At 69.8% G+C, this 13,969-nt stretch carries 20 protein-coding genes; 5 read left to right on the forward strand and 15 right to left on the reverse strand.

Going from position 1 to position 13,969, the window contains the following annotated elements:
* The first annotated feature begins 115 nt into the window (after positions 1–115).
* From pyrH to QA802_RS29810, 3 genes are all read left to right on the forward strand, one after another.
* Positions 116–874, forward strand: a complete 759-nt coding sequence (gene pyrH, locus QA802_RS29800) for a UMP kinase (protein ID WP_057580534.1) — start codon at positions 116–118, stop codon at positions 872–874.
* Between the two features lie 173 nt (positions 875–1,047).
* Entirely contained in the window at positions 1,048–1,605 is a 558-nt protein-coding gene (frr, locus tag QA802_RS29805) for a ribosome recycling factor (protein ID WP_107448712.1), read from the forward strand.
* Positions 1,605–2,822, forward strand: a complete 1,218-nt coding sequence (locus QA802_RS29810; protein ID WP_334528881.1) for a phosphatidate cytidylyltransferase — start codon at positions 1,605–1,607, stop codon at positions 2,820–2,822. Before frr ends, QA802_RS29810 begins: the two co-directional genes overlap by 1 nt.
* 98 nt (positions 2,823–2,920) lie before the next feature.
* Here QA802_RS29810 and QA802_RS29815 read toward each other — a convergent pair whose 3' ends face one another.
* From QA802_RS29815 to QA802_RS29875, 13 genes are all read right to left on the reverse strand, one after another.
* Complete coding sequence (locus QA802_RS29815) at positions 2,921–3,664, reverse strand: hypothetical protein (RefSeq protein ID WP_334528884.1); 744 nt, start codon at positions 3,662–3,664, stop codon at positions 2,921–2,923.
* A 233-nt stretch (positions 3,665–3,897) separates the two neighbouring features.
* Positions 3,898–5,136 carry a tyrosine-type recombinase/integrase gene (locus QA802_RS29820; protein ID WP_334528887.1) on the reverse strand — a complete coding sequence of 413 codons (1,239 nt, stop codon included), beginning with the start codon at positions 5,134–5,136 and terminating at the stop codon, positions 3,898–3,900.
* Entirely contained in the window at positions 5,136–5,333 is a 198-nt protein-coding gene (locus QA802_RS29825; protein WP_334528890.1) for a helix-turn-helix transcriptional regulator, read from the reverse strand. Before QA802_RS29825 ends, QA802_RS29820 begins: the two co-directional genes overlap by 1 nt.
* Positions 5,330–6,709: a replication initiator protein RepSA gene (gene repSA, locus QA802_RS29830; protein ID WP_334528893.1), complete on the reverse strand. Its 1,380-nt coding sequence runs from the start codon at positions 6,707–6,709 to the stop codon at positions 5,330–5,332. The genes QA802_RS29825 and repSA overlap by 4 nt, the downstream gene beginning before the upstream one ends.
* The gene (locus QA802_RS29835; RefSeq protein WP_334528896.1) at positions 6,702–6,887 is read right to left on the reverse strand and encodes a hypothetical protein; all 186 of its coding nucleotides are present in this window, start codon (positions 6,885–6,887) and stop codon (positions 6,702–6,704) included. Before QA802_RS29835 ends, repSA begins: the two co-directional genes overlap by 8 nt.
* Before the next feature lie 85 nt (positions 6,888–6,972).
* Positions 6,973–7,524 carry a GGDEF domain-containing protein gene (locus tag QA802_RS29840; protein ID WP_334528899.1) on the reverse strand — a complete coding sequence of 184 codons (552 nt, stop codon included), beginning with the start codon at positions 7,522–7,524 and terminating at the stop codon, positions 6,973–6,975.
* A gap of 93 nt (positions 7,525–7,617) precedes the next feature.
* Positions 7,618–7,938, reverse strand: a complete 321-nt coding sequence (locus tag QA802_RS29845; protein ID WP_334528902.1) for a SpdD-like protein — start codon at positions 7,936–7,938, stop codon at positions 7,618–7,620.
* 11 nt (positions 7,939–7,949) lie between these two features.
* The gene (locus QA802_RS29850; protein ID WP_266717816.1) at positions 7,950–8,108 is read right to left on the reverse strand and encodes a hypothetical protein; all 159 of its coding nucleotides are present in this window, start codon (positions 8,106–8,108) and stop codon (positions 7,950–7,952) included.
* Positions 8,109–8,119: 11 nt separating this feature from the next.
* A complete protein-coding gene (locus tag QA802_RS29855) occupies positions 8,120–8,311 on the reverse strand; it encodes a mobile element transfer protein (protein WP_031169598.1) in 192 nt (63 codons plus the stop codon).
* Between the two features lie 21 nt (positions 8,312–8,332).
* Complete coding sequence (locus QA802_RS29860) at positions 8,333–9,004, reverse strand: DUF2637 domain-containing protein (protein WP_334528909.1); 672 nt, start codon at positions 9,002–9,004, stop codon at positions 8,333–8,335.
* Positions 9,004–9,168: a hypothetical protein gene (locus QA802_RS29865; protein ID WP_334528912.1), complete on the reverse strand. Its 165-nt coding sequence runs from the start codon at positions 9,166–9,168 to the stop codon at positions 9,004–9,006. The genes QA802_RS29860 and QA802_RS29865 overlap by 1 nt, the downstream gene beginning before the upstream one ends.
* A gap of 82 nt (positions 9,169–9,250) precedes the next feature.
* Positions 9,251–10,603 carry an FtsK/SpoIIIE domain-containing protein gene (locus QA802_RS29870; RefSeq protein WP_334528915.1) on the reverse strand — a complete coding sequence of 451 codons (1,353 nt, stop codon included), beginning with the start codon at positions 10,601–10,603 and terminating at the stop codon, positions 9,251–9,253.
* A 2-nt stretch (positions 10,604–10,605) separates the two neighbouring features.
* Positions 10,606–10,962: an SCO3933 family regulatory protein gene (locus QA802_RS29875; RefSeq protein ID WP_200735154.1), complete on the reverse strand. Its 357-nt coding sequence runs from the start codon at positions 10,960–10,962 to the stop codon at positions 10,606–10,608.
* A gap of 156 nt (positions 10,963–11,118) precedes the next feature.
* On the opposite strand from QA802_RS29875, the gene QA802_RS29880 reads away from it, so the two are divergent.
* A complete protein-coding gene (locus QA802_RS29880; RefSeq protein ID WP_334528925.1) occupies positions 11,119–11,850 on the forward strand; it encodes an XRE family transcriptional regulator in 732 nt (243 codons plus the stop codon).
* A gap of 34 nt (positions 11,851–11,884) precedes the next feature.
* Positions 11,885–12,355 (forward strand): NUDIX hydrolase, encoded by a 471-nt coding sequence (locus QA802_RS29885; RefSeq protein ID WP_334528928.1) that lies wholly within the window; start codon positions 11,885–11,887, stop codon positions 12,353–12,355.
* On the opposite strand, the gene QA802_RS29890 is transcribed toward QA802_RS29885, so the two are convergent.
* Positions 12,343–12,903 carry an HD domain-containing protein gene (locus QA802_RS29890; RefSeq protein WP_334528930.1) on the reverse strand — a complete coding sequence of 187 codons (561 nt, stop codon included), beginning with the start codon at positions 12,901–12,903 and terminating at the stop codon, positions 12,343–12,345. The two genes, QA802_RS29885 and QA802_RS29890, sit on opposite strands and share 13 nt — an antisense overlap.
* Positions 12,904–13,389: 486 nt before the next feature.
* Positions 13,390–13,779 carry a hypothetical protein gene (locus QA802_RS29895; RefSeq protein WP_319195466.1) on the reverse strand — a complete coding sequence of 130 codons (390 nt, stop codon included), beginning with the start codon at positions 13,777–13,779 and terminating at the stop codon, positions 13,390–13,392.
* Between the last annotated feature and the right edge of the window lie 190 nt (positions 13,780–13,969).

Genomic DNA, 13,969 nt, shown 5'->3' on the forward strand with positions numbered 1-13,969 from the left:
GGCGGACGACAGCAGATCTGACGAGGAGGCCATTGCCGCGCATGGGATGCGAACGACACCCCACCGGCAGTGGCCTTCTTCGTTTGTGCACCACGCGAAAGAGGCGGGAACTCCCATGACCACCAAGGCCCAGAAGAGCGACGACGGCAAGGTACACGGCCGGTTCCTGCTGAAGCTTTCCGGAGAGGCGTTCTCCGGAGGCGGGGGCCTGGGCGTGGACCCCGACGTGGTGCACAAGATCGCCCGCGAGATCGCCGCGGTCGTGCGCGACGGCGCCGAGATCGCGGTCGTCATCGGCGGCGGCAACTTCTTCCGCGGCGCCGAACTCCAGCAGCGCGGCATGGACCGCGCCCGCTCGGACTACATGGGCATGCTCGGCACCGTCATGAACTGCCTCGCCCTCCAGGACTTCCTGGAGAAGGAGGGCATCGACAGCCGCGTGCAGACCGCCATCACCATGGGTCAGGTCGCCGAGCCGTACATCCCGCTGCGCGCCGTGCGGCACCTGGAGAAGGGCCGTGTGGTGATCTTCGGCGCCGGTATGGGCATGCCGTACTTCTCCACCGACACCACCGCCGCGCAGCGCGCCCTGGAGATCGACGCCGAGGCGCTGCTCATGGGCAAGAACGGCGTGGACGGCGTCTACGACTCCGACCCCAAGACCAACCCGGCGGCCGTCAAGTACGACGCTCTCGGCTACGGCGAGGTCATCACGCGCGAGCTGAAGGTCGCCGACGCCACCGCGGTCACCCTGTGCCGCGACAACAAACTCCCGATCCTCGTCTTCGAGCTTCTCGCGGAGGGCAATATCGCTCGCGCCGTCAAGGGTGAGAAGATCGGCACGCTGGTGGACGAGCAAGGCGGCCGAGCCTGACCGGTGGAATCCCGGTTACGTACGACAACACCTGACCGGGGGGCGGACCCTGGTCGGGGGATGGACAATGTCCTGCCGGTCGGGAACCGTGCAGGAAGAAGACGCGACGCAGCCGGCCGCCGCCCCCGCAAGGATCCGCAGCCGGGCCTACTCAAGACACGCAGGAGCAAGTGGTGATCGAAGAGACCCTCCTCGAGGCCGAGGAGAAGATGGAGAAGGCCGTCGTCGTCGCCAAGGAGGACTTCGCCGCGATCCGCACCGGCCGTGCGCACCCGGCGATGTTCAACAAGATCGTCGCCGACTACTACGGCGCGCCGACGCCGATCAACCAGCTGGCGTCGTTCTCCGTGCCGGAGCCGCGCATGGCGGTCGTGACGCCGTTCGACAAGACCGCGCTGCGCAACATCGAGCAGGCGATCCGGGACTCCGACCTGGGCGTCAACCCGAGCAACGACGGCAACATCATCCGCGTGGTGTTCCCCGAGCTGACCGAGGAGCGCCGCCGCGACTACATCAAGGTCGCCAAGGGCAAGGGCGAGGACGCCAAGGTGTCCATCCGCGCGGTCCGCCGCAAGGCCAAGGACGCGATCGACAAGCTGGTCAAGGACGGCGAGGTCGGCGAGGACGAGGGCCGCCGTGCGGAGAAGGAGCTCGACGACACCACCGCGAAGTACGTCGCCCAGGTGGACGAGCTCCTGAAGCACAAGGAATCAGAGCTGCTCGAGGTCTGATGAACGACTCTTCCTGGGGCTCACCGCCGCACGCCGGACCGAGGGCCGGGTACGGGGGGCCCGTCGACCGGGGGCAGGGACCTGTCCAGGGGGCTGCCCCGGCGGGTCCCGCGTACGATGCGCCTGAGGCGCAGCACACTCGCCCCATGCCCATCGTCCCCGACGTACCCGCACACGGCGGTCACCAGGATGACGACAGGGGGGCCGCTCGGCCGGGCGGCCCCTTGTTCCGAGACGAGAACCACGGCGGCGCGCCCTACGGCACCCAGCCCTACGGCACCCAGCCCTACGGCGCCGCCGCCCACGGCAACGACACCCCGTCGGCACGGCCCCCTGCGGCAGTGCCGCAGAATCCGGAGCCCATGCCCGACGCCCCTCAGCCGGCGCCCGCACCGCAGAAGAAGAGCGCGGGCCGAGACCTGGGCGCGGCCATAGGGGTCGGCGTCGGGCTCGGCGCCGTGATCGTCGCCTCGCTGTTCGTCGTCAAGGCCGTCTTCGTCGGGGTGATAGTGGTCGCCGTCGTCGTGGGCCTGTGGGAGCTCACCAGCAGGCTGCAGGAGCGCAAGGGCATCAAGGCGCCGCTCGTGCCGCTCGCGGTCGGCGGGGCTGCGATGATCGTCGCCGGATACGTCCGGGGACCCGAGGGCGCCTGGGTCGCCATGGCCCTCACCGCGCTGGCGGTGCTGGTCTGGCGCATGACCGAACCGCCCGAGGGCTACCTGAAGGACGTCACCGCCGGGGTCTTCGCGGCCTTCTACGTCCCGTTCCTGGCCACGTTCGTCGCCCTGATGCTCACCGCCGACGACGGCGCCTTCCGCGTTCTGATCTTCCTGCTCCTGACGGTCGTCAGCGACACGGGTGCCTACGCCGTCGGCTGGCGCTTCGGCAAGACCAAGCTCGCCCCGCGCATCAGCCCCGGCAAGACCCGCGAGGGCCTGCTGGGCGCGGTGGCGTTCGCAATGGTCGCCGGTGCGCTGTGCGTGCAGTTCCTGATCGACGGCGGCACCTGGTGGCAGGGTCTGCTGCTCGGCCTCGCCGTCGCGGTCAGCGCCACGCTCGGCGACCTGGGCGAGTCCATGATCAAGCGGGACCTGGGCATCAAGGACATGGGCACCCTGCTTCCGGGCCACGGCGGGATCATGGACCGTCTGGACAGTCTGCTGCCGACGGCTCCGGTGGTCTGGGCCCTGTTCGTCCTGTTCGCGGGCTCGGGCTGACGGGTACGCACGCGCGCGCGGGCCTCGTCCTCGACCGGGACGGGGCCCTCTGCCGTGTCACGACCGGTGAGGAAGGCCGGTCCGTCCGACGCGTCCCCTCATCGGCCGATGCCGTTCATGTCCACCACGTCGGCCTGGGCCGGGGGCCGTACGTTCAGGGGCTCGTCGAAGGCGCTGAACGTGGTGGTGGAGTGATGGTCGGCGCCCTTGTAGATGACCCTGAGGATGTACGGCTTGCCCTCGGTGGCGACGTAGAAGGTGTAGGTGCCCCCCGTGCCTTGCTTGCCCCCCGCGCCTTCCTTGCCGGCCTTCCCCGCTGTGCCGGCGGTGTCGGTCACTGTCAAGGAGAACGCCCGGCGGCCGTCGACCTTGGTCGACGCGCCCTTCACCGCCACGCCGAAGGAGGTGAACTGCCACGTGCATGTGGCGAGCCCGCCCCCTGGATGCGCAGCGCTGACCGGAGTTTTGATCCAGCGGTTCTGTTCTTTCACGCCGGTCATGGTCCGGCCCGACTCCTCGAGGTACGCGCGATCGGGGCGGACGTAGTCCGTCTCGCCGATCCGGATCTGCTCGAGGCGCGCACCGGTGACCGAGGTCGTCCTGAACGAACAGTTGCTCTTGAGGTCGGTCGTCAGCCGGCTGGAGTAGTCATCACCGGAGGGCATGGTGGTGACCGAGTCGATGGTCACCGACTTGAGCGCGCGCATGGCGTCATTCGCGTCGTCGAGCATCTGCTCGGCGGAGCCTCTCTCGGCGGCGTCGTCGAGTGTGCAGCCGGCCACGACGGCCCCCAGCACCAGGCATGCCAGGGCCGCCGTGACGGCGGTCGATGTTCTTCGCACAAGCCCCCCGGATTTGATTCGGATCAGGCTACTGGGCCGCTCCGACGGCCGGCGCCCGCGGGTGACCGCCCCCACCCCGCTCCGGCCCGGGGGGCCGGATTTGATCTGCGACACTGGAGGGGTTATGCCGAAGCCCGGAGAACAGATCTTCCGCGGGCATGAAGAAGCCCCCTACCAGCGGTTATGTCGCCAGTAGGGGGCCGTCTTGTGCCCGGTGGGCCGTGTCTGGGCCGTCAGGGCTCCTGGGCCGTGCCGAAGACGTCGTCCAGGGCCCGGCGGGCGCGCTCGCTGCTGCTGGGCATCAGGTGGGCGTACACCCGCAGCGTCATCGCCGGGTCGGAGTGCCCGAGATACTCGCTCACTGCCTTGATGCTCTCGCCCGCATCCAGGAGGACCGAGGCGTAGAAGTGCCGAAGGGCGTGCATTCCATGGTGCCGGGCGGACGCGTGCCGCTGCCCAGGTTCGGGAGTCGGGATAAGGCCGGCCGCGGCAAGAGCGCGCTTCCACTCGTAGACATTGAAATTGCTCCGCCAGACGAGGCCGCCGACAGTGTTCGTAAAGATCAGACGGCGCTCGGTGAGCGGACCGTCCGGCCTGCCCCACGGAAGCTTGAAGCCCACGGGCGGGTGACTCTTCATGTGCTGCCGCAGGGCCGAGGCGACCGAGGAGGGCAGCGGTACGTCCCGTTCCTTGTTGCCCTTGGGCGGAGCGAAGACCGCGACACCTCGTATCAGCTTGACCTGCGTGGTGACCCGCAGCGTGTCGCCGTCGAGCTGCACGGCGTCCTCCGACAGCCCGATGATCTCGCCCTGACGGAGACCGCAGCCGCTGCCCACGGAGACCATGGCTCGGTACCGCTCGGGCAGAGCGTCGCGGACCGCACGCACTTGGGACGGGAGCCACGGCGTGACCCGGGCAGTCGACACTGCCGGCGGGCGGACGGATGCGGCCGAGCAAGGATTCCGGGCGAGGTGGCCGTCATCCACGGCGGCCGACAGCACCGCGCGGACGTTGGCGTAGATGTTGCGGGCGTAGCTACCGCCTATCGCGGAGTCATTCTCCAGGTCGCGTACGAACTCGCGGATGTGGACCGGCCGAAACGACCCGAGCGGTCGCGTTCCGAGGCGAGGGAAGGCGTGCAGGCGTAGCCGGGTCTCCACTCCGATGCGAGTGTTCAGGTCGGTGGTCTGCCCCGTGATCCAGCGTTCCGCGTACTGCTGGAAAGTGGTGCGCGCGGCTTTGGGGTCGACGTACTGGCCACGGGCCATGTCGGCAGCCGTCTCGGCCAGCCACTCTTCCGCCTTGCGCTTCTGCCGGTCGGGGAAGGACCTGCTTTTCTCGGTGCCGTCCGGACCGACGTATCGCGCCCGGTAGCGCAGGCCGCTGCCGTAGCGGTCGGTCTTCACCTTCACCGGCTTGTCGTTCGGACCCGACTCGGTCTTGTACCAGCGGTCTTGGACATGACCAGGCATCAGGCGGCCACCTCGGTCAGGCCGTCGACCCACTGGTGAAGCCGGACGGGGTCGTAGCGAAGGTGTCGGCCGACGCGGAAGGCCGGAGGACCTGTGCGCTTCCGCCGCCACTGGTACAGGGTCTCGACCGGAACGCCGAGCAGCTCGGCGACGTCGGCCGGCGTCAGGTAGCGCTCGGGAAGCGTGGTGACGGTCATGCGGCGGCTCCTTCCAGGGCGAGCTGGTCGCGTAGGGCTTCTCGGGCGGTTTCGCGGTTGTGCTGGAGGTTGCGGGCGATGGTGGCGGCGAGGGCGGATTCGCCGGGGGTGTGGCCGTGTCCGGCGTACTGCCAGTCGGCCAGGACGAGGACGGTGTCAGGCTCGACGTCGTCCAGGCTGAGGGCGGCGTGTTCCTGGGCGGCGCGGTAGTCGGCGCGGGTCTGGCGGAGTTCGCCGAGGGTGGTGGAGTAGCGGCGGGACTTGGAGGAGAAGTGGCCGCGGAAGCCGAGCATGTGTGCCCAGGCCCACAGGCGGCGGTCGGGGTAGAGGGGGTCGAGTTCCTTGCACGCGGTGATGAGGCGGCGGGCGTGGTCGGGGACGCCGTGGCGGTCGAGTTCGGTGAGTTCGCCGATGCGGCGGTCCAGGGTGCCGGTGTTCTCGGCGGCCTTGGTGGCGTACTTGGCGACGTAGGAGGCGACGGCCTGTTCGGTGATGTCGGAGCCGTCGCCGAAGGCCTTGATCGGGCGGACGTCGAGCTGGGTGCCCCAGCGGAAGGTACGGGCGGGCTGGTCCCCGGCGGCGGGCACCGAGACCGAGGTGTAGCAGTGGACGGCGGCGGCCTGGATGGCGTCGGCAAGGAGGTCGACGGTCGCCCAGGCCGGGGGCGGGGTGCACGGTCCGTCGGGACCGTCGATGCGGACGACGGCATGGAAGTGCAGGGCACCGCGCTTTTGGAACTCGGCGACCTTGCCGTACGAGACCCGGGCGGCTTCCTTCAGCGCCCGTTGGGAGAGGCTGGCGCGGGCGGCGATCTCGCGGCGGAGCCGGTTGGTGAAGCGCTGCCAGAGCTGCCCGGCGTGGTTGTTGAACAGCACGGCCGCCGCGTAGTCGTAGGTGGTCGGGTCGAGGGCGGTACCGAGAGCGGGATCGTCGGCGGCATGGCGAGTGCCGCAGCGGCAGACGCCGTGATCGGTGCGGTTGTGGACACGGCCGAACGAGGGGGCGGTGAGGGTGGCGAACACGCGCGGGTGATCGCGGACCGTTGCGGGTACGTCCCGGCGGTCGTCTCCTGCCAGCCCGGCGCGGATCAGGTGGTAGGTGTCGCCCGCGTAGGTCCAGGCGCAGGACGGGCAGCGGGAGGCGCGGCGGTTGCCGCAGGCGAGGCGCAGGCGTCCGCCGGGTTCGTTCTCGGTGGAGTAGTGGTGCAGGGTCTCGCCGGTGCTCTTGTCCTTGGTGAGGGTCCAGCCGGTGAGGTGGATGGGGTCGGCGCAGCCGCCGGTGCGGCGGACCTGGTCTTCCCAACGGTCGTAGTCGGACGCCGAAGCCACCCGCAGCAGGTCGCCGAGGGTGGTCGGGTCGAGCAGGGTGTCAGGCACAGGCGCCCTCGCGGTCGCGGCGGATGGGGGCGGTGCCGGTGCCCTGGCAGGCCGGGCAGTGCGCGGTGATGGTGCGCAGGTGGCCACGGCGGTCGCGGCCGCCGAGGGTGACGGCGGCGGAGGCGAAGCCGTCGCAGGCCGGGCAGATCCTCGGCGAGCGGGGAGCGTGGTGGGCCATGATGGTGGTTCCTTTCGATTGCGGTTGGAAGGAACGGCCCCGGGTGGCGGCGTGCTTGGCGGCTTGTGCGCCACCCGGTGGCCTCTCAGCGAGTGGTGCTGGAGCTCCGGCGGCCGCGGCCCTTGGCGGCGTACATGGCCGCATCAGCGGCGGCGAGCGCGTTAGTGAGGGTGGGCACCGGAAGCTCGGCGAGGGTGCAGGCCCCGACCGAGGCGGCCAGCGGCAACGACATTCCGTCGTAGGGCAGCGGTCCGTGAAGTGCGGCGATCAGCGCGTTGAGATCGGCGGTGGTCAAGTCCCGTACGACGGCGACGAATTCGTCCCCTCCCAGGCGGCCGGCGGTGCCGTTGTGTCCGCACCAGGTGCGGAGCCGGTCGGCGGTGGCTGCGAGGGCGGCGTCCCCGGCGGCGTGGCCGTGGGTGTCGTTGAGGGTCTTGAAGTGGTCGAGGTCGACCAGGAGGACGGAGGCGGTGGGGTGCCGGCGGATGAGGTGTTCGGCGCGGGCGGTCCATCCGGTGCGTGTGTGCAGGCCGGTGAGCGGGTCGCGGCGGGCGGAGGCGAGGCGGCGGACGAGGATGCCGCTGTGCACGGCCCAGCCGAGTAAGGGCAGGATGCTCGCGGCTATGTGCGCTTCCATGGCGTTCTCCCTTGGCGATGCGGTTGGCGTACCGGAAACGCGGTCCCGGAGGCGGCGGCGTGCTTGGCGGCTTGTGCGTCGCCCCGGGGCCGTTTAGCGGCGGTGCTGGGAGGAGATCAGCGAGCGGATGACCAGGGCGCAGACGGCGACCGAGGCGGCGGTGATGGCGACCGCCAGGAGCATCGAGACGAGAACCGTGCCGACGACCAGGACCACGGCGGTGCCGCCGCCGACCAGGGCGAGGACGGAGCCTGGGGTGAGCTGCACCGTGGGCCGGGACGTCGAGGCCGGCGCGACCGGGGCCGGGGCGGGCGTGGTGGGGGTGTGCTGGATGACGGCGGTCGGCTCGACGACGACGGGCCGGGAGACGAGCCCGGTCGGGGTGGGCATGGTCGGGATCTTCGGACGGAGCACGGCGGGTCTCCCTACTTGGTGATGGCGGTGTCGATGACGGGGGCGAGCAGGCTGTCGGCGATGAGGTAGCCGCCGAGGAGCAGCACCAGGACCAGCCAGAGCGGCGGGCGGAAGAGCTTGCAGCCGAGGTAGCCGACGACGGCGAGTGCGAACCAGAGCGGGACCTGCATGGCGGTGTCTCCTAGCGGACGCGGCAGCGGTGGGTGCGGGCGGCGAGCTGGGCGGCGCTCTGGCTGGAGTAGTCGGCGGACCAGCCGCAGCGGTCGGCGGTGCAGACGGCGGCGTGCTTGGTGTGGCCGTTGCGGTCGCGGTGGGTGCCGATCTGCACAGGGCCGATCCGCATGACGGAGTGGAAGTTGTCGCGAGCAGGCATGGCGGTGGTTGTCCCTTCGGGTCAGGCGAGTTGGGCGGCGATGGCGTCGGCGAGGTGGGGCGGGACGCCGAGGCGGGCGCGCAGGGTGTCGGTGTCGATCGGGCCGCCGGTACGGGCGCGGTAGTCGTCGGCGACCTTGCGGGCGTGGTCGACGAGGACGGCGGGAACCGCGGGTGCCGGGTCGGCGGCCGGGAGGGCCGGGGGCTCTTCCACCGGGGTGGGCGAGGACTCGGGCTCCAGTACGGGCGCGGGCTCGGGGAGCGGCTCGGGGTCGGTGGCGGAGTCGAGTTCCGGGGCCGGGGCGGGTGTCGGCGGAGTGGGTGTGTGGTTGGCGGAGTGGGCGAGGAGGGTGCCGCCGAGGAAGGCGAGGGCGGGCCATCCGGCGATGCCCAGGCGCAGCAGGGCGGGCGGGTCGGCCAGGTCGAGGAACCCGGCGGTGGCGACGTTTGCGCCGAGGGAGGCGAACAGGGCGATGAGGAACCAGCACCAGGCAAGCCGGGACGGGCCCTCGGAGCGCAGTCGTCGCCAGGCGGCGACCAGGAGCAGGTCCACGCTGATCGGGTAGGCCCAGGCCTTCCAGCCGTCCTGCCCGGCAGCGGCAGCGAGGTCGTGCAGGTGGGCGAAGGACAGCGCTCCGGCGATGACGGCCTGGACCAGGACGGCGTCAACACGCAGGCCGTGACGGGCGGCCATCAGGACCCCTCACCGGGCATGGCGGGCGGCTGGGGGAGCGAGGCGGCCAGGGCGGGGCTGACGGCGTCGACGAAGTCGAGGTCCGCGCCGGTGGTGTCGGCGTACAGGGCGAGCTGGCCGAGGAGTAGGACGGTGCGGGCGAAGTCCTCACAGTCGGGGCACATGACGGGGGTTCTCCCTTCATTAGGCATGGCAGGGGTAGGGACCGGGCGCGAAGCGGTCGCGCCGACCGTGGAGCGGGGTGGGTCAGGCTGTGGCGGGAGCGGTCTCGGTCAGCTGCTCGACTGCCGGGGCGGTGCCGGTCAGCTCGGGCCGGAAGGGTGCGAGTTCGGGCAGGTCCGGGGTGCGGTTGGCGTGCCGGTTGCAGGTGTTGACGGCCTGGCGCAGGGAGGTGTGCGGGGCGCGGATGCGGTGCCAGCCTCCGGTGGAGTCCCCGGCGATGGCGACCCCGCGCAGTTCGGCGGGGATCTGGATGGCGGCCAGGACGGCGTCGGGGGAGATGTCGCCGAAGGCCATTTTGGCGCTCGTTTCGTCGTTGACGCGGTGGGCGGTGCGGCCGGTGAGCTGGGCGCGGAGCATGGTGATGCCGTCGCCGAGTTCGGAGCCGAAGCGCTGCCCGCAGATCTCGAGGTAGATGCCGGCCGCGCGGCCGAGCTGGGCGAGGCGGACCAGGGCCTTGATGATCCGGTCGCGGCGCGGGTCGCTCTTCTTCGTGGCGAGCGCGAGTTCGGCGACCTCGTCGACCAGGACCACGACCGGCACGGGCCGCAGGTGTTCGGGCAGGTCCCAGATGTCGGCGGCTATCTCCGCGTCCGCGATGGCGGATGTGATGCGCTGTTCGGCGCGGATGACCTGGTAGACGCCTTCCATGCGGGACACGAGGGCGTTGAGCAGCTCGGCGGCGGTTTCGGGGTTGTCGGCGAGGGCGGAGAAGCGGCGGGCGAGAGGGAACAGCTCCACGCCCTGTTTGCAGTCGATGCCGACCAGGGCGACGTCCATCGGCGCGAGTTCGGCGACCAGGTTGCGCAGGTAGACCGACTTCCCGGACTCCGTAGCGCCGAGGGTGAGGGCGTGCGGGACGGCCCGGTAGTCGCGGTAGTGGACCGAGCCGTCTTCGCGCAGGGCGACGGGGACGAGCATCGGGCGGGTGTCGGCGGTGGCGGGCATCTGCACCCGCTTGAGGACGTCATAGCCGGTCATCCGCACTTCGACGACCCCGGAGCGCAGCTCACGCGAGGTGACCCCGTACATCGAGAACGAGTGCCGAAGCCGGTCTGAGGAGGCGGCGACGTCGAAGGCGTCCTGTCCGGGCCGTAGCCCCAGCCGCAGGACCAGGCCGGTCCGGGTCGGCCGGACGCGCAGGATGCGCGGCGGGCGGCACGGGGGGACCTCTCGGTTGGCGATGCGGGCCAGGGCGAGCCGCCAGCGCGAGGGCGGGACAGTCAGCCCGCAGGCGTCCATGACGGAGGCGTAGCGGACCAGGACCCGCAGCGTGGCGAGGGTGACGCCGAAGGTCATCCAGTACCAGGCGGGATGCCGCCACCGCAGGAGACCCGCGGCGGCGACGACCAGCACCAGCGCGACCGTGAAGACGGTCATGATCAGGCCGCCTTCGAGGACGCGGCAGCGGCGACCAGCGACGTGACGGCCACCGCGCGGAAGGCGATGCCGTGCCGCTTCTGACCGTTGAAGTCGTTCTCCCACGGCCGGGCGACTAGGCCCGTGAGAGCGACCGGCGTACCCATGGCCAGCTCACCGGAGATACCCGGCTCCGGGACCGCGATGGACAGGATCTCGACCTCGTCGTTCGCCGCGAACATCACGTCTACGGTCATCATCTTCGCGCCGGTCTCCATGTCGGTGGCGATCTCACCGGTACGGCGGTCCTTCACCTTGGGCTGCGGGGTCTTGGCGACCATCACGGTCGCGGCAGAGGTGTCCACGGGGATCTGACGCATCGTCTTGTCTCCTGCTGTAGCGGGTTCTTGACCGACTCCCGTCGGTGAGAACAGGAGACCGCGAGAGGGGGTGGACGCATCACGGCCCGTATGGACGTTTGGGGACGTCTGAGCTATCGTCAAAACGTCCCCGAGGTGTCCCAGGAAGGGCAAGCCATGGCGAACGAGCGTCTGCGCGCGGCGATTTCAGCGAAGGGCGAGACCATCCAGTCCGTGGCTCAGCACGTCGGAGTCGACCCCAAGAGCGTGGAGCGCTGGATCACGACCGACCGCACGCCGCATCGAGGGCACCGCTGGAAGGCCGCGAGCTACCTCGGCGTCGACGAGGTCTACCTGTGGCCGGCCGTCGAGAAGCAGGCCGAGACGGCGAGCACGTCCGAGCTCATCACGTACTACCCGCACCGGGGCGCGGTGCCGGCCGCTCTGTGGTCATCGCTCATCGAGAAGGCGGCGGACCAGGTGGACATCCTCGTGTACGCGGGGCTGTTCCTCTTCGACAACCACCCTGACCTGCCGTACGAGTTGGCCGACAAGGCCAAGTCCGGGGCTCAGGTGCGCGTCCTCCTCGGCGACCCGGAGTCGGAGATGGTCCGCCAGCGCGGCGAAGAGGAAGGCATAGGGGACGACCTGGCCGCGCGCGCCCGGATCACCCGGCGCTACCTCGAACCCGCGATGAAGACGCCAGGTGTGGAGATCCGGCTGCACGACACGATCCTCTACAACTCGATCTACCGCTTCGACGACGACGTGCTCGTGAACCCGCACGTGCTCGGCGCTCCCGCCGGACAGAACCCGGTCCTGCACTTCCGCTACATCCCTGGCGCCCGCACGTTCCGGCACTACATGCGGAGCTTCGACTACACATGGGAGCGGGGGCGGCCCGCCTAGCTCAACTGCGGGCCCGTCGTGCGAGGCTGGAAACATGGCCCGCGTCGACTACATCAACGATCCGAACGCCCCGAAGGCGAACAGCATCGTCCCCTCGGTCACCGCCGTTGCGTGCAACGAGGCTGGAGAGGTCCTGCTCATCCACAAGACCGACAACAACCTATGGGCCCTGCCGGGTGGCGGCGTCGACGTCGGCGAGTCGGTCGCGGACGCCGCGGTGCGCGAGACCAAGGAAGAGACCGGCTTCGACGTCGAGGTGACAGGCCTGGTCGGTCTCTACACCGACCCCGGCCACGTCATGGCCTACGACGACGGCGAAGTACGTCAACAGTTCTCGATCTGCTTCACGGCCCGCATCACCGGGGGCGAGCTGCGCACCAGCAGCGAGAGCAAGGAAGTAGCGTTCGTCGACCCGAGCAGGCTGGATGACCTGAACATCCACCCGTCCATGCGTATGCGGATCGACCACGGGTTGGCCGGCCGGGCAGAGCCCTACATCGGCTGATGAACCATGCGGGCACGCGTCCGCTCGACAGCGCCCTTGAGGTACGGCCGCGCGTTGCTGATCGCGTTGTGCACTTCGCTGCCCGGCTCGTAGCGGACGAGGATCTCGTCAATGCGGGTGTCGAAGTCGAAGGACTGCCCCGCGGGGCCCGTCGTCATGTCGGCCATGATCAGAGCGTCCAGGACCGGCGAGTCTTCCCGCTCGTAGACGGCCAGCTCCGCAGTGAGACCGCGCTGCTCTGCCTCATAAACGGCACCGGAGTGATGGGCGACCAGTCGTACGAGACGCGCCGGCGCACCCAGCGTTTCCAGATGACGCGCGCCATCGATGGGGTGGAAGCCGGTGTCACGCAACTCGGGGGCGTAGCCGATGTCGTGCAGCCATGCGGCGGCGACGAGGAGATCACGGTCAGCCTCAGACACAGCCCCGGCGATCTCTTGCGCCCGAGCGGCCACGGCCTGAGTGTGCAGCCAGCGGTTCCCGAGCGGAGGCAGCAGGGACTCGGCGAGGTCCGCCGCCCCTTGGGGTGTGTCCAGTGCAGAAGGCATGGATGGAACGGTAGCCGAGGCGAGCACGGAGCCGACAGGCCACGATCCAGCGGTTCGTGATCACGAGCGCGGTACGACTTTCCCTACATCATCAAGAGCCCGCGCACGGCGCGGGCGCGCGCCGCCTCTGCGGCGCGGCCTGCCTCCTGTCTGCGCCCCGGCTGGCCGCGCCCGGCGGCGCGCTACGTGCTGCGGGCGGAAGCGAGGAAGTCACCCGCAGGTCAAGGACATGCCTCCGGCGGGGGCGCTCAGGCTCCAGGATGGCAGGGGCACCGTTCGCGAGTGCCGGCCGTGAGTGGCTGATGCGGGAGCTCTCATCCCGTCTGCCGTCGACCCAGGCAGAGCCGAGCAGTCGCGGCCCAGGGCGTCAAGGTCGTTCGTACAGTGGCGCGCTCCACCTTGACGCCCTGAACCACGCCCGCTCCACGGTGTGTGGGTCGACGGCAGACGGGATGAGAGCAGGTTGCGGTTGGTTGGAGTAGGCCGTCAACCACCTGTCACAACGGGAACGATCACCGCTGCAACGGCAGACAGCAGGCCTCCAACAGCCAGAACACCATTGAACTTCTCTTTGGCCGTGGGGAACACGGAACGGCTCACGTCTCCGACCTTGCTGCGCAGGACAATCAGCTTGAGTTTCTGCCACCTGTGTTGGCGGTTGCGACACCCCATCAATACCCCGTAGGCGTTGTTGCGGCAGTAGGTCCGCCCGTCCCTGTTGACTGCTCCGCACCAGACTGGCACTTGGAACGAGGCATAGGCCGACACCGCGACCGACAGAGCCACAATGACTGGTAGCGACCATTGTTGGCTCCAGGCAACGATCAACGCCGCAACCGCTATGTATCCCCAGTACAGACGCACCGCTTTCCCCATGGGTACGCAGAGTAGCGGCACATGCGCGGAACGAACAGAGATGATCCAGACAGGACTGTGCGCGCCTCATCCATGCCCGTCGCGTCCGGAGGTGACGGGCGTAGGCGAGTATGCGCGACAACCCCTGGGCCGAATCACCTGGTCAGGAGTCGTTTATGTGTGGTGGGTGTGGAGTTTGGCTCATGGTGAC

The sequence above is a fragment of the Streptomyces sp. B21-105 genome (assembly GCF_036898465.1).
GTDB lineage: Bacteria > Actinomycetota > Actinomycetes > Streptomycetales > Streptomycetaceae > Streptomyces.